The organism is Nonomuraea endophytica (assembly GCF_014203235.1).
Lineage (GTDB): Bacteria > Actinomycetota > Actinomycetes > Streptosporangiales > Streptosporangiaceae > Nonomuraea > Nonomuraea endophytica.
Map to the genome: position 1 here is coordinate 1,110,750 of NZ_JACHIN010000001.1, position 26,695 is coordinate 1,137,444.

A 26,695-nucleotide genomic window follows, 5' to 3' on the forward strand; every position below is an offset into this window, starting at 1 on the left:
GTGACGGAGCTCAAAGGCCCCGCAGGAGCTTTCAGTAAGTGACCGCCAGGTAGCCTCGAATCGTGGACTCTCGGGACACCGATTGGGACGGCGTGCGACTGCACGTCGTCACCGGCAAGGGCGGCACCGGCAAGACGACGGTGGCCGCGGCGCTGGCCCTCGCGCTGGCCGCGGGCGGGCGCAAGGTGCTGCTCGTGGAGGTGGAGGGCAGGCAGGGCATCGCGCAGATCTTCGACCTGCCACCGCTCCCCTACGAGGAGCGCAAGATCGCGGTGGCCCCCGACGGCGGCGACGTGTACGCGCTGGCCATCGACCCGGAAGAGGCCATGCTCGACTACATGGAGATGTTCTACGGCATGCGCCGCGCCGGCCGCGCGCTGACCCGGATGGGCATCGTCGACTTCGCCACCACGGTGGCGCCGGGCTTCCGCGACGTCCTGGTCACGGGCAAGACCACCGAGGCCGTGCGCAGGCGGGCCAAGAACGGCAAGCGCGTCTACGACGCCGTGGTGCTCGACGCGCCGCCGACCGGCCGGATCACCCGCTTCCTCAACGTCACCCAGGAGGTGGCCGGGCTGGCCAAGGTCGGGCCGATCAAGAACCACTCCGACCTGGTGAGCGGGGTGGTGAAGTCCCCCGAGACGGCCGTGCACTTCGTCACGCTTTTGGAGGAGATGCCGGTCCAGGAGACGCTGGACGGCCTCGCCGAATTGCGTTCTGCCGGACTTCCGCCTGGCGGAATTTTCATCAATATGGTCCGTGAATCACTCCTCCCGCAGGCCGTACTTGACTCCGCTGTCAAGGGGCGATTCGACGTGGGGGAACTCACACTGGGGCTCAAGGCGGCCGGGCTGGCCGACGGGGCCGACGCTGCGGCGGTGGCCGAATCCCTCGTGGGAGAGGTGGTCGAGCACGCTCGCCGTACCCAGATCGAGCGCGCCGAGCGGGCCTCTCTCGACCAGGCCGACCTGCCCAGGTACGAGCTGCCCCTGCTGGCCGACGGTGTAGATCTGGCCGGCCTTTATGAGCTGGCCGCAAGCATCCGAAACCAGGGAGCCGCGTGAAGAAGCCCGCCCCCCTCGACGTCGACGCCATCCTCGACGACCGCGGGACCCGCATCATCGTCTGCTGCGGCGCCGGCGGCGTGGGCAAGACCACGACCGCGGCCGCGCTGGGCCTGCGGGCCGCCGAGCGCGGCCGGGGGGCGGTCGTGCTGACCGTGGACCCGGCCAGGCGGCTGGCGCAGTCCATGGGCCTCTCCGAGCTGGACAACACCCCCAGACTGGTGCACACCGCCGAGGGCGGGGGCCAGCTCTTCGCGATGATGCTCGACATGAAGCGGACCTTCGACGAGATCATCGAGGCCCACGCCGACCCCGAGCGGGCCAGGCAGATCCTGTCGAACCCCTTCTACCAGTCGCTGTCGTCCAGCTTCTCCGGCACGCAGGAGTACATGGCGATGGAGAAGCTCGGGCAGCTGCGCCGCTCGGACGAGTGGGACCTGATCATCGTCGACACCCCGCCCTCACGCTCGGCGCTGGACTTCCTCGACGCCCCGGAACGGCTCGGCCGCTTCCTCGACGGGCGCTTCATCAAGCTGCTCACCGCGCCCGCCAAGGCCGGAGGCCGCAGCGCCTTCCGGCTGCTCAACGCCGGGTTCGGACTCGTCGCGGGCGCGATGACCAAGCTGCTGGGCGCGCAGGTGCTCAAGGACCTGCAGACGTTCGTCTCCGCGCTGGACGCCGTCTTCGGCGGGTTCAGGCAGCGGGCGGAGATGACCTACCGGCTCCTGCAGGCGCCCGGCACCGCCTTCGTGGTGGTGGCCGCGCCCGAACGCGACGCGATGCGCGAGGCCTCGTACTTCGTCGAACGGCTCGCGGAGGAACGCATGCCGCTGGCCGGGCTCGTGGTCAACCGCGTGCACTTCTCGCCCGCGGCGGGCATCTCGGCGGCGCGCAGCGCGGCAGCGGCGGAGGACCTGGAGTCCAAGGGCGAGCACGAGCTGACCGCCGCCGTGTTGCGGCTCCACACCGGGCGGATGCAGCTCGCGGCCCGTGAGCACCGGGAGCAGGAGCACTTCGTCTCCGCGCACCCCACGGTGCCTGTCGTCCAGGTCCGCGCCATGTCGGAGGACGTCCACGACCTGGCGGGTCTGCACCAGATCGGGGAGCTCCTGGCTTCGGGAGCATGAAAGCACGGCCGACGCTCGCCGGCCGTGCTTCTCACACGGGGTTAGCCCGCAATCAGCTCGTTTGTCCGTTCGTACTCTTCTTTCGCGGACTCGAGCAGCTCCCGCCACGAGTCCACGTCTGGCCGTCGCCTCAGCAGCGCCCGCCGTTCCCGCTCCGTCATACCGCCCCACACCCCGAACTCGATGCGGTTGTCGAGCGCATCGGCGAGGCACTCGGTACGGACCGGGCATCCTCGGCAGATCAGCTTAGCCCTGTTCTGCGCGGCTCCCTGGACGAACAACGCGTCCGGATCCGCACCTCGACAGGCGGCACGGGAGGTCCAATCCGTGATCCACATTTCGACCCCACTCCCCTTAGGTGGTCAGTCGTCACTTGGGGCCGACGGGCGCGGGCGCCGAGCCTCCGTATTCAGTTGCCGCAGAGGAGAACGTATGCAACGAGACGTTCGGGCCGACAGACCCCAGAGGACCAATTTCTCGCCCGAGTGTTGACCGGGAATGACTAGTCACCCCTTCCAGTCAAGGCGAAATGGGGTTCGGTTACCGATAACGACACTCTTTCGACGTACTCTTGGTCCTGTGCAAGCTCAGGGCAAAGATCGTTCATCACCAGTCACGAACGTCATCCGGCTCATCGCCGCGGGGGCGGCCGCGGGTGTGCTGACGGCCGCCATCGCGCTGCCCGCAGTGGGCGGCGCCGGGGTGACGGCCAAGTCAGCCATGGAGGATCTCAACCTCAAGCCGGAGGAACTCGACGAACCTCCGCTTCCCGAGCGCACAGTGCTCAAGGACGCCAAGGGCAAGCAGATCGCCCAGTTCTTCTTCGAGAACCGGCAGTCGGTGACGCTCGACAAGGTCTCTCCGATCATGAAGACGGCGCTGATCTCGATCGAGGACTTCCGCTTCTACGAGCACGGTCCCATCGACATCGAGGGCACCATCCGCGCCCTGCTCAAGAACATGACCTCCGGTGGCGTGACCCAGGGCGGGTCCTCGATCACGCAGCAGTACGTGAAGCAGGTGCTGTTCAACGCCGCCGAGACCGACGCCGAGCGGGCCGCCGCCATCGCGCCGACGGTCTCGCGCAAGCTCAACGAGCTGCGCTACGCGCTGGCGATCGAGAAGAAGTACACCAAGGACGAGGTCCTGGAGAAGTACTTCAACATCGCCTACTTCGGTGCAGGAGCCTACGGCGTCCAGGCCGCCTCCAAGCGCTTTTTCGGCAAGTCGGCCGCCGAGCTCAACCTCGCCGAGGCGGCCACGCTGGCGGGAGCCGTACAGAATCCGAACAGGACCGACCCCAACGTCAGCAAGGAGTCGCGCGCGGCGCTCCTGGAGCGGCGCAACATCGTCCTGGACCGGATGGCTCAGCTCGGCAAGATCACGCCCGCCGAGCGTGACGCCGCCAAGGCCACCAAGCTCGGCTACAAGGACACGAAGTTCCCGGGCGGCTGTGAGACCAGCCCGTATCCGTACTTCTGCCTCTACGTGCAGTACGAGATCCTCAACAACGAGGACTTCGGCAAGACCCCCGAGGAACGCAAGAAGCTCCTGCAACGCGGCGGTCTGACGATCAAGACCACGATCGACCCGCAGATGCAGAAGGCCGCCGAGAAGGCGATCAAGAACTGGGTCAGCACCAAGGACAAGCCGGTCGCCTCGCAGGCCATGATCGTACCGGGCACGGGTGAGATCAAGGCCATGGCCGCCAGCCGCAAGTTCGGCAACAACAAGAAGAAGAACGAGATCAGCTACAACGTCGTGGCCGACGCCAAGCACGGCGGCGGCGGCGGGTTCCAGCAAGGGTCGACGGCGAAGCCGTACACGCTGGCCGCGGCGCTCGAAGAGGGCTACAAGTACGGCGACGGCTTCCCCTCCCCGGCCGGCTACAACGCGCCCAGCTACGGCGCCTTCCGCGACTGCAAGGGCAACCGCGTCGGCGAGCCGTCCCACCAGGTGCGCAACTCCAGCGAGGGCGGCGGCGGCTTCAAGACGCTGCAGTCCGGCACGTGGGGCTCGGTCAACACGTTCTTCATGAAGCTCGAAGAGCGCGTCGGCCTCTGCAAGACCGTCAAGATGGCCAAGAAGCTCGGCCTCAAGCGCGCCGACGGACAGCCGCTGCGCGAGTTCGAGACCTTCACGCTCGGCATCAACGAGACCGACCCGGTCACCGTCGCCAGCACCTACGCCGTCTTCGCCTCGCGCGGCCAGTCCTGCAAGCCGCTGGCCATCACCGAGATCGTCGACCGCTACGGCAAGGCCAAGCGGTTCAAGCCCAAGTGCACGCGGGTCATGGACGAAGAGGTCGCCGACGCCGTCAGCGGCATCCTGTCCGGCGTGTTCACCAAGGGCACCATGAGCGGCGTCGGCGGCATCGGCCGGGACGCGGCGGGCAAGACGGGCACCACCGACGGCTACACGGCCGCCTGGTTCGCCGGTTACACCCCGAACCTTTCCTCCGCCGTCAGCATCGGCGACCCGCGCGGCGCCTTCGACAACCGCCTCATGGGCGTCACCATCGGCGGCCGCGGCTACTCCTACGTCTACGGCGCCTCCATCTCCGGCCCGATCTGGAAGCAGTCCATGATGGCGGCGCTGAAGGGGATCGAGCCGGCGGAGTTCGAGGCGGTGAACATGGAGCGCTTCGGGGGTTGCGGCGACATCTGCGCGCCCAAACCGGTCAAGAAGGACAAGGACCGGGGCGGGGACGGCGAACCTGACGATAGGGGCGGGGATCCGTTCGACATGTTCAACATGGACGACGGCGACTTCGGACCCATCACCCCGGGCAACTAGCCACCAAACCGTTGAGAGGCCTCTGAGAGGCCTCTCAACGCGTTTCAGGACCCTTTTCGGGGTACGGGCCCGCCCTTTCCTGCCCTTGCCCCTTCTGAGATGGCCTTGCCCTTCCGGTACGGCCTCGTCTTTTCCGGTACGGCCTGGCCTTGGCTGGGCTGGTTGCCGGGGCGGCTGGCCAAGGGGGCGACGTCACGGCGGCCCGCCCGTCAGACTGCCGGGCGTGGAAGCGCGGCCCCGCGGGGCGGCGGCGGGTGGTGGGTGGCGGCGGCTTCGCCGTACGGGATGGCTATTGATAACCCGAACGCGACGTCGATCACCCGAACGAGATGCTGATCACCCGAACGAGACATTGATCACCCGGACGAAGCGCTGATCACCCGGACAGGCGCGCGCGCACGGCGGCGGCGACTCGCCCGCCCTCGGCGCGGCCGGCGACCTTCGGGTTGAGCACCTTCATGACCGCGCCCATCGCCTTGGGGTCGGTCGCGCCGCTCTCCGCGATCGCGGCGTCGACCAGCGCGTTGAGCTCCTCGTCCGAGAGCTGCGCCGGCAGGTAAGCCTCCAGCACCGCCTGCTCGTCCAGCTCGGCCTGGGCCTGCGCGGCGCGCCCGGCGTTGCCGAACGCCTCGGCCGCCTCGCGGCGCTTCTTGGCCTCCTTGGTCAGCACCTTGACGATCTCGTCGTCGCTGAGCTCCCTGGCCTGCTTGCCCGAAACCTCCTCGACGTTGACGGCCGCCAGGGCCATCCGGATGGTGCGGAGGCGGACCTCGTCCTTGGCCTTCATGGAGGCCGTCAGATCGGCCTTCAGCTTGTCCTTCAATGCGCTCATGCGGTCCATCTTGCCGCTTGAGCGGCACCTCTCGTGCCGGATGTCGGGCATCATGAGTACGTGAGGAAAGCCGCCGCCATACCACTGTCCCTGCTGGGCCTCGGCATCGCCGGGCTCGGGTACGCCTCGGTCGTCGAGCGCAACTGGTTCCGGCTGCGCCGATTCGACGTTCCGGTCCTGGCCCGGGGGCAGCGCCCGGTGCGCATCCTCCACCTGTCCGACCTGCACCTGACGCCCGGCCGCAAAAAACTCATCAACTGGGTACGCTCGCTCGGCTCCCTCGAACCCGACCTGGTGGTCAACACCGGCGACTCGATCGCCCACCCGGACGCCGTACCGTCGCTGCTCCACGCCCTGGAGCCGCTCCTGTCCCGCCCCGGCCTGTTCGTATACGGCTCCAACGACCTGTACGCGCCCGTGTTCAAGAACCCCGCCCGCTACCTGTGGCGCACCTCCCGCAACGAGCGCCGCCAGCACGTACCGTCGCTCCCGTGGCGAGAGCTGGGCGAAGGCATGGCCGCCGAAGGCTGGCTGGACATGAACAACACCACAGCCCGCCTGAAGGTCGCGGACCTGGACGTAGCAGTGGCAGGCATCCACGACTCCCACATCGACCGCGACCGCTACGACCTGGTAGCCGGCCCCGCCCCCACGGACGCCGACCTACGCCTCGGCGTCATGCACTCCCCCGAGCCCCGCAACATGACCCGCTTCGCCGCCGACGGCTACCAGCTCCTGCTCGCCGGCCACACCCACGGCGGCCAGCTCTGCATCCCCTTCTACGGCGCCCTGGTCACCAACTGCGGCATCGACCGGGCCCGCGTCAAGGGCCTGAGCACACACGACAACGCCTGGCTCCACGTCTCCGCCGGCCTAGGCACCTCCCCGTACGCCCCGGTCCGCTTCGCCTGCTTCCCGGAGGCGACCCTGCTCACCCTGGTACCGCGCCGCTGACGGAATATGCGGTCACAAGCACCCGCGAAGTCCGCTAGACTTTCCCAAGCACGCGCAAGACCGGCGTGCGACCGGGGTGTAGCGCAGCTTGGCAGCGCGCTTCGTTCGGGACGAAGAGGCCGTGGGTTCAAATCCCGCCACCCCGACCCAACTAGAAGGCCGTTTCCGAAGATCGGAAGCGGCCTTTTTGCATGCAGTGCAGCTAGTTGCCCTCCCATTCATGAAGGCCGAGACCCCAGCCCTCTCTTGCAGGGGCGCGTGGTGTCAGAAGCGAGTGTCCTTGTCGAAACGCGCTTGCGCCCTGATCTGCTTCACCACATCTGCGGGCAGTCCGCGCAGGTCAGCGCCCCTCATATCAGCTCGACGCAGATCGGCACCCCGCAGGTTGGCCGTGCGAAGGTCCGCGCCGGTCAGGTTCGCACTGCGCATGTCGGCACCACTCAGGTCGGCTCCGTTCAGGAACGCGGGTGACAGGCGCACATCCACCAAGCGCGCATTCGTCAGGCGCGCTTCGGCCAGATCCGCGCCGTTCAGGTTGGCCTCGGTCAGGTCCGCCTTGCTTAGGTTCGCTCTCCGCAGGTCCGCTCCCTGGGCGCGGATGCCCTTCAGATAATGCCCCTGCCCCTGCTTGTCCTGCCTGGTGTCCCGACGTCCGAGGATCGTCAGCGCGGCCTGAACGTCGGTGGCGGGGCGAAGCGGCAGGTCGTCATCGCGGACTTTCACGCTGGGGTCGTGCTCGTGGACGAAGGCGGCCAGCACGTCGTAGACCGTCTGATGGTCACGAGTGGAGTCCTGGGCCAACCGTTCCAAGGCATAAAGCCCACCCAGCCGGACGTCGAGCTTTGCCGAGCCGAGTTGTTCCACGGCCTTGGTGTAGCGGTCGGTGATCTGGCTTTGTTCGGCGGTTCGCTGAGCTTGAAGTGACGCGTCTAGCGACTGTGCCGTGAACCACAGGCTCAGGCCGGTGAAAACGACCCCACCGATGACGACCAGGCCGGTGGCAGCCTGGATCAGGGTATGACGGGCGGCGTTGACCGCTTCCACCCTTTCGCTGACGGTCATCTGCCGCAACTCGTCCTCGGTAGGTGGACGGCTTTCCCCGGCGAGGCGGCGAGCGGCAGGCCCGACCAGAACACCGATGCCGAGCCCCGTTGTGCCGGCCAGAAAGATCCCGGTCAGAACCCAGCGGCCCCAAACCGGAATGCTCGCGTTCGTAGCAGCCCAGCCAACGCATGCGATTGCCGCAACCAGGGGGATCAACCAACGCCTACGAACAGGCTTGATCACCTGAGCTCCGGGGCCGCCCACCAGTGCCCTGGCCCTGGCCCTGGCAGCCACCGTGGCAATTCGGCGAGCCGCCTGCCGTGGTTGTCTGCGAGACACCCCTGCGGTTCTAACACCGCACGGCATTCGACACAACCGCTGAGAGGGAGGCCGCCCCCGCCGCATCACCTCCGGCTACGAGGACTTCATCGTCACGACGGCCACTCCTTCACCCGGTGGAGCATCCGCAACTCCTGGCCTATCTGACCGACGACCCGATCCGCGTGGTGGTAGTCGGCCGGGGCGGTACTTACGCGCTTTCCAGCGCGCCCGGCCTGGACGGACTCGCCCGATCCCTTCGCGTGGCCAGTCTGAGCTGGAGCCCGGCTGGGGTTGGGCGCGTCAGAGTCGGCCCGAAACTTGACCAGCCATCTTGCGGTTCTGCGTCGCTATTCCGTGATGCCGTGTTGCCGCAGGCGGGCGATCAGCTCGTCCATGCTCTTCGGCTCCAGCCAACCGCTGCCTCCGACTCCGAGGGGTTCGCGGCCTCCTACGAGCGACGTTTGGCCGGTGGCCCGTTGTGTCGTCAGTCCCGGATCTTCGAGTACCAGTCCTTGGGGCGGGACCGTCATCAGGCGGGCACCTCTGGGAAGCCCGTCGCCACCTAGCTTGATGGGGCCGGTCAGTGCCTCTTTTGGCATCTCCCGGGGGTAGGCGAGGATTTTGGTGCCGGAGGGCATGGCCTTCTCGAAGTCGGTGATGCTCTTGCCCGGCTTCCATCGGCCGGCGGGCAGGGAATCATCCCGAATGACGGCGCCCTGGTCCAGCGCGATGTAGGCGGTACCGGCCGCGAGGGAACTGGTGTCCTTGACGCCCTTGAGTGGTTGCGTGATGCGAATACGGAGGATGACGCGGTAGTCGAGAGGGCCGCCTGCATAGGTCTCCGTTGCAGGGCCCTGCTGCCACCCGTCGATCACACCGGCGAAGACGATCGGTCTGTCCGCCGCGAGCGCCTCGGGCGTGTCGTACGCGGGGAAGTCGGATTCCGACACCCGCAGGAGCGAGACGTCGAGAGTCCCGATCCGCTCGGCTGCCGCAACTGGACGTCCCGATTCCGTGGCCTGCGTCGGAGGGGCGCCGCAGGCGGTCAGAAACAGGGCAGCGACAAGCATCAGGCCGGGGACATGATGCTGCTTCATGGATGCCCGCCTCTCGCCCGTCATGACCATCACGGATTGGCGTCGTTGATGTGGTGCTGGTTGTAGGTCCAGATCCATGAAGCAGCCGTGTTGATCCTGGCTAACGCTGATCGCAATTATGATCTTGCGTGGAGTATCTCCGCATGAGCGATCCACATAGATCTTGAACCATGAGACTTCAGCCAGCGGTCGGACTTCCGTCACCTTTGGAGTTCTGTGCATAACTCAATAAGTGAAGGGTTATGACAGGAATAGTGGTGGCATCTGCCAGATAATCCATCACACCGGGAATATCTGGCTTCAGTTGGGTATCGACGCTGCTGGTTTAGTAATAGCTTTGACTGCTTTGTCGGATGGGATGCCATCGAACGGGCCACGGGTCAGCGTAAGGAGCAGGCCAAGGTAGTGGCATCGACGAAGACGGCTAATTTGCGAATTCTGAGCACTTACATCCCTCTCAACTAGTTGAACATTTTTCCGAAGAGGATCTTCAACTATCAGCCCTGCGAAACCAGCCCTCTCCACTGATGCGCATCTGATATGAGCACGAAAGATTGGGGTCACGATTCCACCACCTTGACTCAGAAGCACTGCATAGGGCACCTCTTTCAGAGATGAAGGTGGCGTTGCAGTGATTTGTCGCGCCCTGCCCGCAGCGCATCATGTGGTCTCGGGCACTGATCGACTTTTGGCTTCTTCAAGGCGTGACCACCAGGCGCCACATTCAGGGTTGCCGCGGCCCGAATGGTGCCCACGTGCGACGCAATCATGAACGAGGCCGGACTGACCCGGCCAGTGACACACTCAGCCCGGTGGCGGACACTCTTGCCTACATATCAAGCTTCCCACCCGCACGAACGAGTACTTCGATCCTGTCGGCGGCCAGCACAAGATCCTGGTGCTCCCAGACTCGTATGACACGCCAGTTGGCTGCGCGTAGCCGCTTGAAGCTGTCGATGTCTCGCGCTCGGTTGACGGTGACCTTCTTGAGCCACCAGCTGTTGTTGTTGGCCGGCGCGGTGTAGTGGCGCGGACAGCCGTGCCAGAAGCATCCATCGACGAAGACGGCGACTTTGGCCCTCGGGAAGACGAGGTCGACCTTCCGCCGTGTTCCTGGTATCACCTGCGCGTGGACGCGATACCGCAGACCCCGGTTCCACAGGAGTTTGCGCAGCGTAACCTCGATCCCGGTGTCGAACTCACGCTGAGAGCGCATCCGCCGGGATACACCTTCGTCACGGGGAACGGGCTGGTCGGTGCTCATGGCCCTTCGAGGATATCGATCTGCCGAACGCAGAGGTCCAGAGATTCGTTGAGATTGGGCACGGCGTGCCACCCGCCGTTGCGAAGAGATCGGCAACCGACCACGGGCACCACATCAGTTGCGGGTCTTCCCCCTCGCAACAATGGGCATAGACATCATCCAACTACGATGCGTTTCAAGAGACGGAAGTCAGGAGGGTGTCGTGCTCGCCGGGGTCACATTGGCTGGTCGGTACCGCCTGGATTCAAAGCTCGGCGCCGGTGCGATGGGCGAGGTCTGGAATGCCTACGACCTGCGGCTTTCCCGCGAGGTAGCTGTCAAGGTGTTCCCGAGCCACCTCGATCCCGAGCCCCGACGGGTCGAGCGGTTCCGCGCCGAGGCCAAACTCTGCGGACAGCTCCAACATCCCGGCATCGTCGTTGTCCACGATGCCGACGAGGACAACGGGCAGCTCTTTTTCGTCATGGAGCTTCTCCACGGCAAGGACCTGGCAAAGGTGATGAAGGAGCATCGGGGTGGTCTGCCCATCGGCCGAGTCATCACCATCGGTGCTCGGCTGGCCGAGGCGCTCAGCGCCGCGCACGCCAAGAAGGTCGTCCACCGGGATATCAAACCGGCCAACATCATGCTCCTGCCCGGCGATCGCCCCAAGGTCTGTGACTTCGGCATCGCCAGAGTGATCGAGGACGGCAGGGCCACCGCTCAGGCGGGCACGCCCGCCTACGCCGCCCCGGAGCAGTCTGACGGTTCACCAGGCGAGCGGAGCGATCTCTACTCAATGGGCTGCGTGCTCTTCGAGATGACGACCGGCGACCGGCCGTTTCACGGCAACATCTGGCACCTGGTGTTTCAGCACGCCACGAATGAGCCCCGACCTCCGCAGGAGATCCGCCCCGAGGTACCACTACCGCTGAGCGACTTGATCCTCCAGCTCCTCTCCAAGAACCCCTCCGATCGCCCTGAGTCGGCGACCGAAGTAGCCGATCGGCTTCGAGCGATGCGTCCGCGCTCCCCGAAGCTCATTGCGAGAAGCATCGACCAACTCCCGCCCCGTCAGCTATTGAAGTCCGATACTCCGGAGCGTCGACACACCGGCTCCGACGGCAACCTGGCGAAGGAAATCGACCGGATTCTATGGGAGGCCCGAGTCGATGCTCGGGTCGCCGGATACACGCGCACACCATCGTTGACTCTCTTCGAGATCCGCCTCGGCCCGGTCACGCCGGAGTCCGCAGTCCTGGCCCTGTTCGATCGAATGGCACTTGCCGCGAACCATCGCTCGGCGCGACTGGTGTCAATGAAACGATCGAGTTCCCCTCTGCCGGGTGTGTCGGCAGTCGGCCTGGAGGTGCAGCACGCCGCCCCTGATCTGTTGAGCCTGGGCGACCTTCTGCGGGAGGCTCCGGAGGGCGACCATCTGTTAGCCGGCCTCGGTCGGGCTCACGATGGCGCGCCCGCCTTCCTCGACCTGCGCGAGTGGCCACATTTCTTGGTTGCCGGGAATCGCGGCCCGTTCGATCCGATCAAAAGCATCATCACCTCGTTGGCCGTGCGCCGCTCACCGAAGCAGCTCCGTCTGGCGATGTCCACCCGCGACAACCCCTTCACCGATCTCCCTCACCTCATCCCGCAAGCTGTCGGCGAGCCGCTCACCTGGGCCATTTCCGAGATCGACTGCCGATACGCCGACCTGCGTAAGCGGCAGTGCCGTACGACCGCGCAGTTCAACAAGGAAGTGCGAGACTCACAGAGCCCGGTCCCCATCGGCGCGTTGGGCGATGTGAACCTGGCGCATCCAGATGTGGTCGTTGTCATTGATGAGTTGGCCAAGTTGGAGGATCCAGAGCCTGTCGTCGAGCTGGCCAGGGAAGGGCGCGCAGTCGGGTTTCATGTCATTGTCCGTACGGAGAAGCCGCACGTGCTCAGCAGACGGCTCAAGGGCTACTTACCGAGTAGGCTCGCGCTTCCCATGGCAACCGCCGTGGAAAGCGCCACCGTGCTTGACCGCGCCGGAGCCGAATCGCTGCGCCCGGACGAAGGGCTACTGGTGCCGGGTCGAGGGTCCGAGCCGTACAGGATCAGACTTGCCATGATCACTGACGGGGAGATCAGCGAGATCGTCAACCACTGGCAAGGTTGAGAAACGATGAGGGATCTCCGTGCCAAGAAACGTGGAGCCGCTCCCTGGCCCGAGTGCAGGCGACAAAGAGCAGGCAGCGTTCCCGCTGGAGGTCGTTGGCGTGGCGGGTCGCGTCCTCTTCTCGAGGGGTGACCGCGCTCGGGGCCGGCAGTTGGTTCACGCCGACACCGATCACCGCGACGCACCGGAACTCCAACCCTTTCATCCGGTGCATGGTGGTGACCCGCACCTGGCCTTCAGCACCGTCCGTGTCGCGAGAGAGATAGCCGACGTCGATACGGGCTCGTCGCAACGCCTCGACCGCCGCCTGCCCGATGGTCTCGGACCGTGTCGCGACGCCGATCTCCTCGGGGAGAACTCCCGCGTCGAGCCAGGTGCGTACCTCCTCGACCAGCCGGGACAGTTCGGCGTTCCTGGTCGCCGCGCCGTACAGCTTGGGCCTGTCACCGTGCACCTCGGAGCGACACCCGGTGAGGCCCGTCCGGGAACCGTCGAGATCATCGATCTTCTCTCCGGCAAGCATCACGCAACTCCAGGCGAGAATCTCTTCCGTGGTCCGATAGTTGATCTTCAAACGCGTGGATCTGCCCGCGATCTGAATACCGACCGAACTCAGCGAGACGCGGTTGTCGTAGATTCGCTGGTGGGTGTCACTGGCGAGGAAAAGGTCGTTCGCTCCCTTGGCCACCGCCGCACGAACTACCCGCCACCGAACCGGGTGCAGGTCCTGCGCCTCGTCCACGATGACATGGTCGTACGGACACAGGTCCAGTTCCCGCATGGCCCGTGTCGCCTCCACGCAGACCGTTTCGAAGGTGCGGTAGTTGTTCTCCGCCAGCTCTTGCTCGAATTCGGCGATCGCCCGCCAGACCTGCGCCCGCTGCAACGATCCGAGCCGCCGCCCACGTCCAATTCTCCTGGCGGACAAGTAGCCATCGGACGAAGTAATCTCCTGGGCGAGGACGACCTGCCTCCACTCCTCGGCCAAGAACCTCTCGGTGAAGTCGAGCTCGCGACGGCGGATCACTTGCCGCCAGAGTTCTTTCTCCTCCTCGTCCCGGAGTAGCGTGAACTTACCTACGTGCCGCCTGGCGACTTGGTCCACGGTGAGCACATCGACGCGCGAGAGCACCTCGTCGTCGGTTTCCAACAGTCGCAGCGATTTGGCCAGCGAACGGGCGAGCGTAGCGGTGAAGGTGGCGAGCAGAACCCGGCCGCCCTGCCGGGCCAGGTGTCTGGCCCGATGCAGCGCGACCACGGTCTTTCCTGTGCCGGGGCCGCCGGTGACCTGCGCCGGACCTAGGTGCGATTGGAACGCGGCCTCCCGTTGCAACGGATGCAGGTAGACCCGCCATCGGGCGAAAGGCTTGTTAAACAGCTCCATGAGCTCTTCCGGTCCCTCCACGAGTGCCACCTTGTGTGGCATTCGCTTCGCGGCCTCCGCGAGATCGTTCGGATCGATCTTCTCAGGTACGGCTGCGCCAACCACGTCGTCCCAGACGTCCTCCGGCGACATTCCGGCTGCCAGCCCAAAGAGTACGTCGAACTGGACCTGGGGCAACTTGCCGTCCAGCGCCTCCAGCATGGCCACGTCCGTGAGCATCCTGGCGAACTTGAGCATCTGGTCATCAATGCCGAGCCTGGCCAGGTCGGCATCGGCGACGTGCTCGAACAGCGGGCGGGCGGCCTCCACCGGCGCGTGCGTCAGTGTCTCGATGGTTGTGTCGATGATCGCGTCATCGCGAATCTCCATGTGGCCGGTGGCCATGTTGACCGTGGCGCGCCGGTGCCGTACCCAGTCATAGGCCTCTTCGTGCGTGTCCACCTTGAGCAGGGTGAAGTGATCGCCCTGCTCGGGGACGAGCACAATACCGCGGTACTTCAGGTCGATCCGGATGCTCTTGAACCGCGGATCACGGATGTCCTGGAGCTTTTCCAGGTGCGCTCCGGTGTGCGCGTTCTGCTCGAACTTCTTAATCGCTTCGAGCACCTTGCTTTGGATGGGGCGCTCCAGCCGAATGAGATCCTGCAGGAAATCCTGATGGATACCCAGTCGTGGCATGCGCCCCTCCTCATGTGGTCTCACGGACCCGGGAGACCACGGTAGTCAGTTGCCTTGCTTGAAGAACCCGGTCGAAGAGTCCTCCGGGGTGCCGATCAACATCGCCCGGTCCAGAAAGACGTTGTTCGTCTCACAACTCGTCTCCGGCAGCAGAACGCATGCGTAACACGCGGCCAGATTGAGACTGTCGAGGCCGCTGGCCTCCGACTCCATGCAGGGCGGATCCTGGGAGCACCACTCGGTCCGGCCCAAGGCCGCCTCCAGCGTTTCGTGGAGTTTGCGATGCTCCCCCTGGGCGACGACGCCGCCGAGGGAACCCGCCGAGTCGCTGGTGGCGGTGTAGATCAGGATTCCGGCCATATCCTTGTCGACGTAAAGCCGCTCGCGCAGGGCCGCGGCCGGATAGCCGCAGTCCAGGCTCCACTCGTTGACAAGGACGTGAGCAAGGGTGTGGAGGAGTATGTAGCGGGCGGTCACCGGGGATTTGATGTCAGACGGTGGCCTCTTACTGCCGGCTCTCTCAGCCCGCTCACGCAGGAGCGCAGTGTGATTGGTCCAGATCTTGCGGGCGCGCGCTCGGGGGCCGGGCCGCTGTTCCCACGGCTTCAGCAGATCGTCGTTGACGGCGATGAAGACACCTTCGCCACTGACCTCGATGGCAGGTAGCCAGTCCATGGTCTTCTTGGCCATCGCGGATCGACGCTTGTCTCCACCTGCGGGATCAGGAAGATCTACCCGAGTGAACGACTCCAGGGCCCGAACCTCGCGAAGGCGTTTGACGAGCATGGAACGCTTGAGCCCATAGGGCAGAGGCATATCGTCCGTGAGCGCAGAGACACATTCGAAATCGCGATCCGCATTACCGGTGCCGTCGGAGAGCTGTGCGTACTCCTCTCGACGTAGCTCGTTGGCCGACTCCAGCATTGGCTGCTCATCAGAGTCGGGCAATGCGCTGGCCTCCAGTGCCCACCTGCGGTGGAGGGCGTCCAGCACCTGCTCGGGCGTGAATTGGCCATCGTTTACGATGTCACTCTTCGCGATCATCTTGAGGATGACCTGCTCCGGTACTTCGTCGAGCAACTCACTCCACTCGCCGAAGCGCGGGTTGAGCCGCTGCTGCAGCGTCTCCGACCATGGCGGAATCGACAACGCCGAACGTGTGATTCCGAACCAGGCGGCCGAGGCGCCTCGCTGAAGCGTTCGGGGCGTCGCCGAACAACCTGACTCATCGGCCTTCCAGCCGAGCCAGGGACGCCGTCCACCGCACTTGATGCCCAGCTCCTTCATGGCGTTGCGTCCGAACGCTCCTTCCAAGGACGCCGGCCGAACTCCGCAGGAGCACTTGATCACGACCGATCGGAGAGACGCGGTCTGGCCGGTAGTCTCCAGCCTGAGCTCGTGCTCGGCCCCCTCGTTCTCTTCGCCGGTCCGATCGCTCTTCCGGTGCAGCCAAGCTGAGTACGGAAAGTCGTCCAGGTGTCCGTCCTCGCAGGCAATGACGAATCGGGAGGGGGTCAACGGTCTGGCACAGTCGCCGCATTGGCTCTGGCCATGGGGCGAGCCGAATCTTCTGAAGGCCTGAAGCTTCTTACAGGAAGCGCAGGAGTACATCTCCGGGAACAGTCGAACTTTGATTCCGTTCCCCGAAGGCGGCTCGTCAGCGGGGGGCAGCTGGAACTTCGCCACGCCGAGCCAGTGCTGAAGCCGAGGCTCGTAGATAACGTCGGAGGGCCATACCCGCCAGCTGTCGATTCCACTGACAACATACGACTGATCCTCGATCGCGATCATCGACCCAACGCCATACGTGGTGATCGTCTGTGCCCGCCGAACCGCGCCCAGAGGCTTCTTGGTGACCTCAGCCTCGCCATTTGCCGCGGTCTGCCGAGTCCGCGTACTACGAAGTCCCATTGTCACTGCTCCCGGTACAGGTCGGATTCGGCATCAACATCGCGCAGGCTCCACAGAGTGGGGATCGCCCGGGCAAGGTCCGTATCGGTGTGGGCGCGAAGCAAGGCCGTATCTGGATCGCGACGTTCGCTTCGCTTGAACCGATGCTTGGCCGCATAGACCAACTCGTCGTTGCCATCGGCCAGTCGCACCCAATGGGCGACGATGTCGTTGAGGTCTGTTTCGGTCCCGGCCAGCTCCTCTTCCGCCACCGCCCGCACTCGTGCCAGGATCAGGTCCCTCAGCTCTTCGATCCGGTTCATATGCTTGTTCACGGCCGCCGCCGCGCTATTGAGTCGAAGCTCCGGGTGGATAAGCCTGGCCATACCCACGAGCACGGCGTGAAGCGCCCGGTCCCTGGCCCGCGGCGAGAACGGCGTAACGCTGGTCGACTCGACCTGTCGGTAGAGCGCCGAGTGGTAAGGCACAAAGCTCTCGTAGTGCGAACGGTCACGCGAACGGTTCGCGTTGTAGAGCATCACGACCAGCCCCGGGTGCTGACGCCCGACCCGACTGCTCGACTGGATGTATTCGGCTGTGGTCTGAGGCTGACCCATGAGCGCCACCAGGCCAAGCCGGTCCACGTCCACACCGACCGAGATCATGTTGGTCGCGAGCACGGTGTCGAAGACACTGTCATCGGGATGCCTGGTCTCCAGGTCCTTCAGCCTTGTCGGAATATCGCTGGACCTGACCCGGCTGGTCAGCTCCGTGTTTCGATCGGCCCGCCGCGTCGTTTCCTCGTGCCGCTTGGCGAGCACCTTCAACCGGTCCTGAACGTCGTCGGCCACCTGTAGGTCAGCCGCGGCCAGGATTCGGAGACTGCTGAAGTAGCCCACCAGCGTCCAGTAGGCATCACGGACCGCTTCGGAGCCATCGATGTTCCCGGCATGGTGCAGCAACGCCGCGTAGGCCCGGATCAGGAGACTCGCCTGGCTGAGGTTGGGTGCGAGTAGTCCCACGTAGTACCTCGAGGCCTTGACCTCAGCGGGGGTCTCGACCGCGAACCAGGAGTCTCGGGCGTCGAGACCGGCCGGCGGGAACTGAGCGACCTCTCGGTCGAAGAGCCGCTTGACCTGCTCCTTCGCGCGCCTGATGGTGGCGGTCGAGGCGATGACCTTGGGGGTGTCGGCCGCCACGTCGATCGCAGCCTCGTAGAGACCGGTGAGGCTACCGAGGGGACCTGAGATCAGATGCAGTTCGTCCTGGACGATCAGCTCCGGCGGCAGGGTTCCCTTCCGGTCCCGGTTGAAGAGCGCGGCGACCTCCGGACGCCAGGTGATCTGTGCGAACTTGTCGACAGTCGCGATGATCAGCGTCGGTCGGACCCTGTAGATCTTTTCGTCCACCACGTGCACGGGGAGCTCGTTGTGGAACCAGCAATCCACGTCGGCGCAGTGGATACGCATCCGGGACGTCTCGACGTCCACCTCGTACTCGTTCGGCCCCATGGCAGTGCCGCACCAGGGGCAGAATCGCAGCTGGACCGGGTTTTCCTTGTGCAATTCCTGGCCATCTCGAAGCTTCTCGAGACTGACGGCGGCGTCCTTGAGCTTGTTCGGGGTGGCGGCCGCGCCCACCCACATGCCGATGGAGATGACCTCGTCGCCGAGTTCCTTCGGCCGCTCGTCGCGGATGATCTCCATTGCACAGATCAGGGCGGCTGCGCGCTCGAACTGCTGAAGGGTCAGCAGCCGAAGGGTGTACCGCATGATCGCAGTGACGCCGCCGCCCTCCTCCCCCTTACGAAGCCGCCGAAGGAAGATCGTGAACGCGATGATGCCCAGGTACGCCTCGGTCTTGCCACCACCGGTGGGAAACCAGAGCAGGTCCGCCTTCCGCCGGTCCGGATGGTCCGGGTCTACGACGCCGTTCAGGCAGAGCAGTAGGAAGGCGATCTGGAACGGGTACCAGACGCCCTCGGCAGGTTTCGGCTCTCCTTTCCTCCCGCCCTTGATCCAACTGGTCCGGGCCCGCTGGACCGCCATGGCCTCGTTCGCGTAGCGGAACGCGGTCATGGTGTGTGGGTCTCGCTGCAGGGTTTCGATACCGGCGACCATCCGGTCACAGGCTGCCTCGCACAACTTGATCTGCTCCCGTGCGGCCTGAGCGAAATCGGTGTCACCAAGCAGTCGGGACTCCTCGGCTCGCTCCGCGATCCAGGCCCGGTACCCCTCGACCACCCCACGCAGCCCATTGAGGATCTCTTCATCGGACCCTCTCGCCAGGTCGATCATGCGCAGGGCCGACCTGTCGATGTCTGGGTTGGAGGCGGTAAGCAGTACCTCGCGAGTTGGCACGAACTCGCTCCAGATCGCCGAAACCCCTGCCGGCGTCGGCGAGAGCAGCGCCTCGTCGCGCGGAACAGGTGGTGTCCAGGCCCAGTCGGCGGCGCAGCCGTGACCCACGGCGAAGTTGGGCGCGTAGCGGTAGAGGAGGCGATTGGTCTTGATCTCTTCTTCGTCCGCCCCCACGGGTACGGGACGCTCCACGAACGGAGCGAGCCCCTCGGCTCCGGAGACGCGGATCTCCGGCTGGAAGAACGCGTAGGCGTCCCAGATGCCGGTCGGCTCAAGCTCGTGGACATTGACCAATGCCACCGTGACAGCGACCGCACCGTTCACGGGCTTGCGCACCCGCACGCGAAGCTGCAGCCCTGGAACTAGAGGGTCAGGCATCGGACTGGGCGCGAGTACGTCCACGGTGACCGGGTTCAGGTCGAGCCGTCGACGTCGCCAGCGAAGAGTCAGCTCCTCAGTGGCGCGACGCTCGGCTCGATGGGCTTTCACCGGTCGTCCGGACTCGTCCACTGGTTCGTACACGGCGGCGGCGACCGTCACCGTGATCGTGCGTGAGATCTCCGGGTTGACCGCGAAGGTCAGACCCATCGACGAGGGAGCCTGGTTGTTGGCGAGGGAAACTCCGGTGTCCGGAGCATCATCCGTGGCGTTGTTCTCCGCGCCAAGATCGTTGTCGCGCTCAATGGCCTCTTCGAACATTACCTCCCGGTCACGACGCTGCGGGTAGAGCACTCCCGAAGCGTAGGTGGTCGCCGGCGAGTCCTTGAGAATCTCGTCATCGCCACCCACTGGGCCGACCGTGTCGAGCCTGAGGCGCCTGACCAGCTCACCTCGGAAGGCGTAATGCTCAGTGTGATTCGCCATCGAGTTCCTTCTTGTCCCAGGTGAAGACGGACAGGCCGACCAGGCGAGGCGCAAGCCATACACCGTGCTCATTGAGGCCGGCCCGAACCCCCGCCGCCGCGTTTCCCGTCACGGTTTCCACAACATCGACGCGGACCCCGGAGATACTCGCCGGGAAGTTCCGCGGAATGTAGTTGTTGCCGTTCTTCAGATGCTTGTAGAGGTCTTGGCGGAACTCCTCCGAGGCCGTCCCGATGGGCCGGTCGTTGTGCAGGAGCAGGTAGGGCGGGCTCTCCAGAAGCCCGATCGGCTCCGAATGGAGCCGCTCCAGTCTCACCGCGTCCCCCGGCCGTACCGCCGTCGACAGGTACTCCTGCAACTCGACCGCGTCGGCATGGAAGTCGACTGTGCCCGCCGGGTACTCGGTTTGCACGTCCTCGCCCCGTAGTTCCAACCCCATCCGCATCCAGCCCTTGTAGCCGGGCCGGGACCATCGGAAGGTGCGCTTGTCCACCTTGACGAACCGCAGAGCCGTGCCGTCCAGCCGATAGAGCTCCCGGCGCGGTCTCGTCATGGCCACGTACAGCAGCCGGGCTTCCTCGGCCGCACCCCGCTCGTCGCCACTCCGCCCCTCGCGGATGGGCCCGGGATCCAGCACGAGGACCCGGTCGAACTCAAGGCCCTTGGCCCTGTGGAAGGAGGACACCACAAGCTTGGCCGGAGGCTGCGCAGTCAATTCGTCGGGCAGGCGACCAGCGGCGATAGCCGTACGCACCTTGGACAGGTCCAGCATCCGATCGGATCCCCGACCCGAGCCCGTGCGCCGGAGCAGCCGCCAGAGCTGGTCCGCGTCGGAACGTGCCACCAGTTCGTCGAACTTCTCCCGGCTGATCGTGGAGGAGCTCCGCCGGGCCATTAACTGGCCCAGCCATGCGGGGACCGCCCGATCCCGATCCGACCGCTGCAGGCGATGCTCCACCCCGATCGCGTGCAGCTTCTCGGAGATCAGCAGCGCTTGTCCGTTTGTTCGGCACAAGATCGCGGCCGACCCGTCGAAACTGGTCAGCGCGGCCGCGGCCAGTTCGTCGAACCCTCCCAAGTCCAGGACGCCATGGAGGGATGCACGCAGTTCCTCGTACACCCTTTCACCGGCCGCGTTGTCCGACTCCGCCAGCCGCCGTAGCCGCGGCCCGAAGTCGAGGGCGACCATGGCATCGTCAGCCTGGGCGCGGAAGTTCTTGGTCAGCGACAGCTCGGTCAGATCCTCACCGAAGGTGCCACGAAGCCACTCGAAGAATCGGTTGATCTCCTTGGTGCGCTCCCCGGGATCACGGACGGTGAAGCCGTAGATGGACTGCGCGGGGTCTCCGACCACGGTAAACCCGCAGTCATACCGATCGAGGATCGCTTCCACCAAGTCCCTGCGCTCCCCGACAAGGTCTTGGACCTCGTCGATGACCACATGACTCAGATTGTGCTCATACAACTCGTCGGATTTCGCTGCGTCGATCGCATCCCTCGCGCCGGCGATGCGCGCCTCAAACGATTTTGTGGCCCACTCCCCCATGGCATCCACCTGGGTGAGCACGTCGAGTGCCCAGGAGTCGAAAGTCTGCACCCGGACAAACCTTGCGGCTTCGCCGTAGCGGGAGAGGCGGTTCTTGAGTTCGCGCACGGCGGCGCGGGAAAAGGTGAGCACCAGGATCTCGCCGGCACTCAGGTCTTCTTCGGTCACCAGCCAGTCCAGGCGACGAATCAGAGTGTGGGTCTTGCCCGCACCGGCCTCGGCCGTAACCAGGACCCGAGCCGCAGCGGGCTGCTCAACGACAGCCCGCTGCTCCGCGGTGAGCGGGGGAGAGCCTTCGTAGGCGTCGCTCACTTCTTGCTCCAGAGGTATTCGAACTGGGTGAAGGCCAACTGACGGTCGTAGTTGACGATGTTGTCCGCGACGTCGAGGATCAGGCAGGTTTCGTTGCCGCCGTTCTTCGGCCCTCGAAGACCACGCCCGATCATCTGCTGGTAGATGTTCGGGCTGTACGTCGGGCGGGCCACGATGACTACTTCGGTGGCCGGGGCGTCGAACCCTTGGGCAAGGACGCCGAAGTTGGTCAGAACCCTGATCTGCTTGCTTCGGAACTGCTCGATCAGGGATCGTCTGTTGGCATCCGGGGTTCCCGATTCGATGGCCGCCGAGCGGATGCCTCGACCGTTGAGTTTCGCCGCCAACGTCTTGGCGTGGTTCACGGAGATCGCAAAGAGCAGGACGGGACTGTCTTCCGGGAGCGCTTCGATTGCTTGAATGAGCATCTCATTGCGCGCATTGTTGAGCGCGAGCTTCGCCTCGACGGTTGAGGGTAGGCCTGCCCCCTCGAAGGTGCTGACCTGCTGCAGATCCTCTTCGGACAGAGTGAGCGTCATGCCCTTCAGCTGTCGGTGGTCCACTCGTGCGAGGACCTCCAGGTCCTGAAGTTCGGCGTACGGGTCACCCGTCTCGAAGAGACCATCATCAAGGCGGTTTCCGCCATAACGCTCCACCAGTCGGCGGGTCTCCGCCTCGTTGAACCCTCGGAACGGCGTAGCCGTCAGTCCGATCAACGGACGGCTGGTCTCGCGGAACGTCAACCCCATGGAAGTCAGGAGCCGGGTGTAGCGCGGCGTGATGGATGTGTGGGCTTCGTCGATGATGACCAGTGCCGGGTCACGCAGCCAGGTGTATGGCGGAGTGTCAAGACAGGACTCCAACTGGGCATCTGTGGCCACGACCAGTTGAGGGCCATCCTTGATGGGCGCCGCCTCCCGAGAGGCCCACAGCCGATTGATGGTCAGTTGCTCTTGCGGGCCGACCTTGGACCAGACGAACGCCCAGCTTTGGACTGCCTGCTCACAGAGCTCGTCGCTCTGCGCGATCCACAGGACCGGTCGCCCTTTGAGACCCCGCTCCTTGATCACCCGGATGACCGCTTCGGCCGCGACACGGGTCTTGCCCGCGCCCGTGGGAAGGCAGAGCATCGCACGCGGCGCGTCGTACTTGGTCAGCAGTTCGACCGCCTTCTGCGCCAGCCGCTCCTGGTAGTCGTGGAGGCGTGGGAAGTCCCTCGGCCCACCGACCTTTTCCAGGGGAGCCACTGGTTCTGCCCTTGTACCCGCGTACTCGCCCGGGAAGCGAAGGTCGTTAACGACCTGCAGGGCCTTCGCCTCGCCGCGGAAGCTCGCGGCCAGTTGGGGGAAGGCGGCCTCGATGTCCTTGCGGTACTCCCGCAACACATCCGTCAGGTACGCGTTGTGGGCCAACTCGGCGATGCGACGCTCGTTCGCGGGAGTGTTCCTCTCGGCCTCGTCGCTCTCCAACAGCCCCTCGGGCAGCCGCTGCTTCAAGGCCTCGGCGCCCACCAACAGCAGAAGCTTGTCGGCAATGCTTTCGGCGACTCTGACCTCCCGAATGCGCTCGTTGTTTCGCTCGGCCACGCGCCGGTCGAGCACTCCCTGACAGGTCACCGAACCGAGCGCGAGCTTCAACACACGGTCGATCGCGTTGAGGACCGTGAGGTCATCCGCAGGAGTACGAATGAGCACCCTTCGCTCACCTGACACCACCGCTGCCGGCATCGAGCGGGTTCGCCTGCCGTTCGGCGTCCGGATGATCTCCTCCAGTTCGTCACATCGAACCGTGGACCATCCATCCAACTGGGCACCTCGCAATATCTTCAGATACGGGAACTCCTCCAGGATGACGATGGGGTCGGACTCACCTGCGGACCTGATGTCCTTCTGGATCGCATCGGCGGGGGCCAACATCCCCCAGCCCTCGCGCATCGCTTTGGCCAGGGAGTCGGTCGGCACCAGGAGTGCGGGCACCCGTTCCCGGATCAGGGAGTCGTACTCGGAACGCACCGCAGTCACCGCGATGTCCTTGTCTTCGACATCGATGCGCCATTCATCACCCACCCGACACCGGGTCATGGCACCCTCGGGAAAGTCGACGCCGACGTCGAACATCAGGTCATAGACCTTGCCGGGGAAAGCGTCATCGGTGGAAGCAGAGGCTTCCCCCACCAGTTCGGCCCAGGTCGACTCCCTCAAGTCCTCCAACCGGTACGGCAGGCCCAGCATCGCGGCCACCCCGGTCGACACATCGGCGATGGGCAGGACGTCCCGGTGAGCGCCCAGCTCGGGGGAAACGCTGTCGACCACCCTTCGCAGTCCGCGCGAGGTGTGAACATAGCCATACTTGCGCGTCAGCCACCGCAATGGCGACGCAACCTGCCGCCGGCTCGCCAGGCCCTTGTTGACCGCCTGCATGGTCCAGGTGGGCACGGCCGACCCGGCGGGGATCGCCTTGAGGAATGCCGCCCGCCCCTCCGGAGACAGCACAGTGAACAGGTGCAGATGTCCGGGAAGGCGGGTCCCCTCGAAGTGCATCTTGGCCAGCGTGGGGCGGGCCTCTTTGGCCGGGAGCTGGGCGACATACTGCTCCCAGCACACGTTCCGGTACTCCTCGAACCAACCGTCCCCCTCCGGCGGCACGTTGGCGGCGGGCACATCCTGGAGACCGAGCTCGGCGAGAATCGGCCGCTCATCCTGGTGGAAGTTCATATCCACGGTGACCATCGAATCCCGTGCCCCGTCGGCAGGGACGATCCGTCCGGGCAGAAAGCAGTCCCGAATGTGCCGGAAGCCCCCGGGCAGGGTTTTGACCTTGATTTCCCTACCGATATTGATGTCGCGGCTTTCGAAGGCAGCGCGGACCCCATTGAGCCCGGCCAACCTGGCCAGATCCCAAAAGGCCGTCCAGTCCCGCTCGTTGTAGCCGGCGAACCCGCGTTCCACCACCGACGCGAACCGACCCACATGGTGAGCTTCGTGGATGCCGAGAGAGTCCAGCGCCCGGATGACGGGCTCCCGCTCTGTATAGACCCGCTCATCGACATAGATCGTGTTGTCCGCGAGTCCGTCGGCAGTGGAACGCCGAAACACCGAGTTCGAGGGCGCAACCAGGCCAAGGCTTTCGGTGAGCACGATTTTGGCCCTCAACGCATCATCCACGAGTGGATGACTCAATCGCTTCATGTCGGCCACGATCAAGATCGCCCGCGCGGATGCCTCCGGAGAGCCATCGGAAACCAGGGCCTCGAGCCATTCCTTCGCCGTCGCCGCCTCAATCCCGCGGGCGTGCCCCAGGATCAGGTTCACACCGTCCCGGCGGTGCTTGGCCTTGTCGACGGAATGGTGAAGCCAGTTGGACGGCCGGCCAGGGTAGTCCCGCCACAGCTGGAGCCACTCCGGACGGAACTCGGCCGGGTGAACCCGGACCATCTCCGGGGTGCCGAACTCTCCGTCCTGGTTCGGAAGTGTGGGGTGGACACCAGCCAACTTCCAGATCTTGGCGACAAGATCCGTGGCCGCCCACTGGGGCTCCTCACGACCTCGTGCCGGAGCAAAGTCCAGGAACGCGCAGGGCTCCGCCGGAGTGGCCAACAGAGGGAAGGAGGAGACGACCAACTCCGCTGCCTCTGAGATCAACTCCTCATTGAACGCGTTGCTGGCGTAGAGGTTCTGCCGGTCCTCGCTCGTCTTCCAGGGCGCGTTGATGATGCCGCGCAAGGTGGTGGTGTAGTTGGTCGGGAAGTAGGCCCAAAACTGCCCTCGCCCCCCAACACGCCGCTGATCCTCGGGCACGGCCCAAGCAAGATCTATTTCGGGACGGTTGTGGAGTTCGCCCGCATTGGTCAACGCCATGGATGATGGGCGGTAGATCCGGGTGAAGACGCGCCAGTTCTCGTTCTCCTCCACCTCGTGCTCACCGACCGTCAGCACCTTCCGAAGCTTGCGACGGCTACCGTCGACCTGCTGGACGACACGCCGCCTGGCCACCTGATCGGACAGCCGCTTCTCCAAGGTGACCGTGCCCACGTGGGGAGAGAACAGCGAGAACTCGGCGGGGAACGCGTCGATGTCCTTGGCGAGTCTCTTGACCATGCCGGGCTTTAGCGGAAGCCGTACCACCGTGGTGGCCCAGATCAGCAGTTCCTTGAGTACGGGGTCGGCAGCTGCTTGTCTGTCACGGTCCAAAGGACGAGCCATCCGCAGGACGGGCATATCCATCGCCGCCGCGTCGGGTTGAGCCCTCCTGATCTCCTGCTCCGCCCAGTCCCGGTCAAATCCAAAGCTCTGGTCATCCTCTCGACCGAAAAACTCGGGAACGTCCGAGACGCTGAGGACAGACTTCACGCCGACACCGAAGCGGCCGATCTGACCACCACGCTTACGTGAAACGCCCATACGAAGGATTGTGTCCGCGCCCTCGGGGGTCATGGCGCTTCCCTGGTTGGCACAATAGAGGTGAGTACCGGTGAGGACGACCGCGATCTCACCTTCCGGCTCGTTACGCAGTTCGTCCGCGCCGTTCTGAACAAGCTCATAGATCTGGCGGTCGCCGTACCCGCCCTCGGAAATTCGACGCTCGCCGTTGGCATGCTCCTGAACAAGACCGGCGTCGACCCTGTAGGTCTCGAGTACGCGGGCGGTCTGCTGGAGGACGACTTCGAGGACGCTTGGCTCTTCGCTGCTCATGGCAGTCAGCTCCCGGTGATCGAAAATGACCGTGAGGGGATGGAGCTAGGACAAGAAGGCCATTCGCGCACGCCAATGAGAGCACGGATGACGTATTACTGTCATCCCGGTTTAGGCATGACAAAATACAGCTTTATACCTACCAAGCAGACACGGGACGATTGGGTGCTTTTGGACACAAATCGCCCTTTGAGCAGAGTCTCGATACCGACTCTCCCTTGGAGAGAAGAATAGGCTGCCATAGCTACTCCCTGACCCACAAGAAGTAAGAATCCCCAACTTTTGCCTACAACTCGGGTGTCCCATCGCCCGCAAGTATCAAAGGCGTCCC

Annotated in this window: 15 protein-coding genes and 1 tRNA gene; 6 read left to right on the forward strand and 10 right to left on the reverse strand. The window is 64.9% G+C overall.

Going from position 1 to position 26,695, the window contains the following annotated elements; genetic code table 11:
- Positions 1-62: 62 nt before the first annotated feature.
- Both bagA and bagB read left to right on the forward strand, forming a co-directional pair.
- Complete coding sequence (bagA, locus tag HNR40_RS05395; RefSeq protein ID WP_184958781.1) at positions 63-1,064, forward strand: ATPase BagA; 1,002 nt, start codon at positions 63-65, stop codon at positions 1,062-1,064.
- Positions 1,061-2,191, forward strand: a complete 1,131-nt coding sequence (gene bagB, locus HNR40_RS05400; protein WP_184958783.1) for an ATPase BagB — start codon at positions 1,061-1,063, stop codon at positions 2,189-2,191. The genes bagA and bagB overlap by 4 nt, the downstream gene beginning before the upstream one ends.
- A 41-nt stretch (positions 2,192-2,232) precedes the next feature.
- Here the strand turns inward: bagB and HNR40_RS05405 are convergent, their stop codons facing one another.
- The gene (locus HNR40_RS05405) at positions 2,233-2,529 is read right to left on the reverse strand and encodes a WhiB family transcriptional regulator (RefSeq protein WP_148036282.1); all 297 of its coding nucleotides are present in this window, start codon (positions 2,527-2,529) and stop codon (positions 2,233-2,235) included.
- A gap of 241 nt (positions 2,530-2,770) precedes the next feature.
- On the opposite strand from HNR40_RS05405, the gene HNR40_RS05410 reads away from it, so the two are divergent.
- The gene (locus HNR40_RS05410; RefSeq protein WP_312896192.1) at positions 2,771-4,987 is read left to right on the forward strand and encodes a transglycosylase domain-containing protein; all 2,217 of its coding nucleotides are present in this window, start codon (positions 2,771-2,773) and stop codon (positions 4,985-4,987) included.
- Positions 4,988-5,363: 376 nt separating this feature from the next.
- Here the strand turns inward: HNR40_RS05410 and HNR40_RS05415 are convergent, their stop codons facing one another.
- Entirely contained in the window at positions 5,364-5,819 is a 456-nt protein-coding gene (locus HNR40_RS05415) for a GatB/YqeY domain-containing protein (protein ID WP_184958787.1), read from the reverse strand.
- Between the two features lie 60 nt (positions 5,820-5,879).
- Here HNR40_RS05415 and HNR40_RS05420 point away from each other — a divergent pair, with 60 nt between their 5' ends.
- On the forward strand, positions 5,880-6,773 hold the full coding sequence (locus HNR40_RS05420; RefSeq protein ID WP_184958789.1) for a metallophosphoesterase: 894 nt from the start codon (positions 5,880-5,882) through the stop codon (positions 6,771-6,773).
- Between the two features lie 72 nt (positions 6,774-6,845).
- Positions 6,846-6,919 (forward strand) — tRNA-Pro (locus tag HNR40_RS05425).
- A gap of 118 nt (positions 6,920-7,037) precedes the next feature.
- Here HNR40_RS05425 and HNR40_RS54215 read toward each other — a convergent pair.
- From HNR40_RS54215 to HNR40_RS05440, 3 genes are all read right to left on the reverse strand, one after another.
- The gene (locus tag HNR40_RS54215; RefSeq protein WP_312896193.1) at positions 7,038-8,060 is read right to left on the reverse strand and encodes a pentapeptide repeat-containing protein; all 1,023 of its coding nucleotides are present in this window, start codon (positions 8,058-8,060) and stop codon (positions 7,038-7,040) included.
- 425 nt (positions 8,061-8,485) lie between these two features.
- Positions 8,486-9,439 (reverse strand): hypothetical protein, encoded by a 954-nt coding sequence (locus tag HNR40_RS05435; protein WP_184958794.1) that lies wholly within the window; start codon positions 9,437-9,439, stop codon positions 8,486-8,488.
- 625 nt (positions 9,440-10,064) lie between these two features.
- Positions 10,065-10,499: a very short patch repair endonuclease gene (locus tag HNR40_RS05440; protein WP_184958796.1), complete on the reverse strand. Its 435-nt coding sequence runs from the start codon at positions 10,497-10,499 to the stop codon at positions 10,065-10,067.
- A gap of 202 nt (positions 10,500-10,701) precedes the next feature.
- Here HNR40_RS05440 and HNR40_RS05445 point away from each other — a divergent pair, with 202 nt between their 5' ends.
- On the forward strand, positions 10,702-12,639 hold the full coding sequence (locus HNR40_RS05445; RefSeq protein WP_184958797.1) for a DNA translocase FtsK: 1,938 nt from the start codon (positions 10,702-10,704) through the stop codon (positions 12,637-12,639).
- On the opposite strand, the gene HNR40_RS05450 is transcribed toward HNR40_RS05445, so the two are convergent.
- Genes HNR40_RS05450 through HNR40_RS05470 form a run of 5 tightly spaced genes read right to left on the reverse strand, consistent with a single transcriptional unit; the run spans position 12,620 to position 26,364 of the window.
- The gene (locus tag HNR40_RS05450) at positions 12,620-14,701 is read right to left on the reverse strand and encodes a UvrD-helicase domain-containing protein (protein ID WP_184958799.1); all 2,082 of its coding nucleotides are present in this window, start codon (positions 14,699-14,701) and stop codon (positions 12,620-12,622) included. The genes HNR40_RS05445 and HNR40_RS05450 overlap by 20 nt on opposite strands.
- Before the next feature lie 45 nt (positions 14,702-14,746).
- Positions 14,747-16,612 carry an MrfA Zn-binding domain-containing protein gene (gene drmB, locus HNR40_RS05455; RefSeq protein WP_184958801.1) on the reverse strand — a complete coding sequence of 622 codons (1,866 nt, stop codon included), beginning with the start codon at positions 16,610-16,612 and terminating at the stop codon, positions 14,747-14,749.
- A gap of 2 nt (positions 16,613-16,614) precedes the next feature.
- Complete coding sequence (locus HNR40_RS05460) at positions 16,615-19,815, reverse strand: helicase-related protein (protein ID WP_184958803.1); 3,201 nt, start codon at positions 19,813-19,815, stop codon at positions 16,615-16,617.
- Complete coding sequence (locus HNR40_RS05465; RefSeq protein WP_184958805.1) at positions 19,799-21,673, reverse strand: UvrD-helicase domain-containing protein; 1,875 nt, start codon at positions 21,671-21,673, stop codon at positions 19,799-19,801. The genes HNR40_RS05460 and HNR40_RS05465 overlap by 17 nt, the downstream gene beginning before the upstream one ends.
- Positions 21,670-26,364 (reverse strand): DEAD/DEAH box helicase, encoded by a 4,695-nt coding sequence (locus tag HNR40_RS05470; protein ID WP_184958807.1) that lies wholly within the window; start codon positions 26,362-26,364, stop codon positions 21,670-21,672. The genes HNR40_RS05465 and HNR40_RS05470 overlap by 4 nt, the downstream gene beginning before the upstream one ends.
- Positions 26,365-26,695: the final 331 nt, after the last annotated feature.

Coding starts and splice junctions, on each gene's coding strand:
- HNR40_RS05450 (WP_184958799.1), bottom strand. CDS start 14,701: ATGCCACGACTGGGTATCCATCAGGATTTCCTGCAGGATCTCATTCGG.
- HNR40_RS05470 (WP_184958807.1), bottom strand. CDS start 26,364: ATGAGCAGCGAAGAGCCAAGCGTCCTCGAAGTCGTCCTCCAGCAGACC.
- HNR40_RS05415 (WP_184958787.1), bottom strand. CDS start 5,819: ATGAGCGCATTGAAGGACAAGCTGAAGGCCGATCTGACGGCCTCCATG.
- HNR40_RS05460 (WP_184958803.1), bottom strand. CDS start 19,815: ATGGCGAATCACACTGAGCATTACGCCTTCCGAGGTGAGCTGGTCAGG.
- drmB (WP_184958801.1), bottom strand. CDS start 16,612: ATGGGACTTCGTAGTACGCGGACTCGGCAGACCGCGGCAAATGGCGAG.
- HNR40_RS05405 (WP_148036282.1), bottom strand. CDS start 2,529: ATGTGGATCACGGATTGGACCTCCCGTGCCGCCTGTCGAGGTGCGGAT.
- HNR40_RS05440 (WP_184958796.1), bottom strand. CDS start 10,499: ATGAGCACCGACCAGCCCGTTCCCCGTGACGAAGGTGTATCCCGGCGG.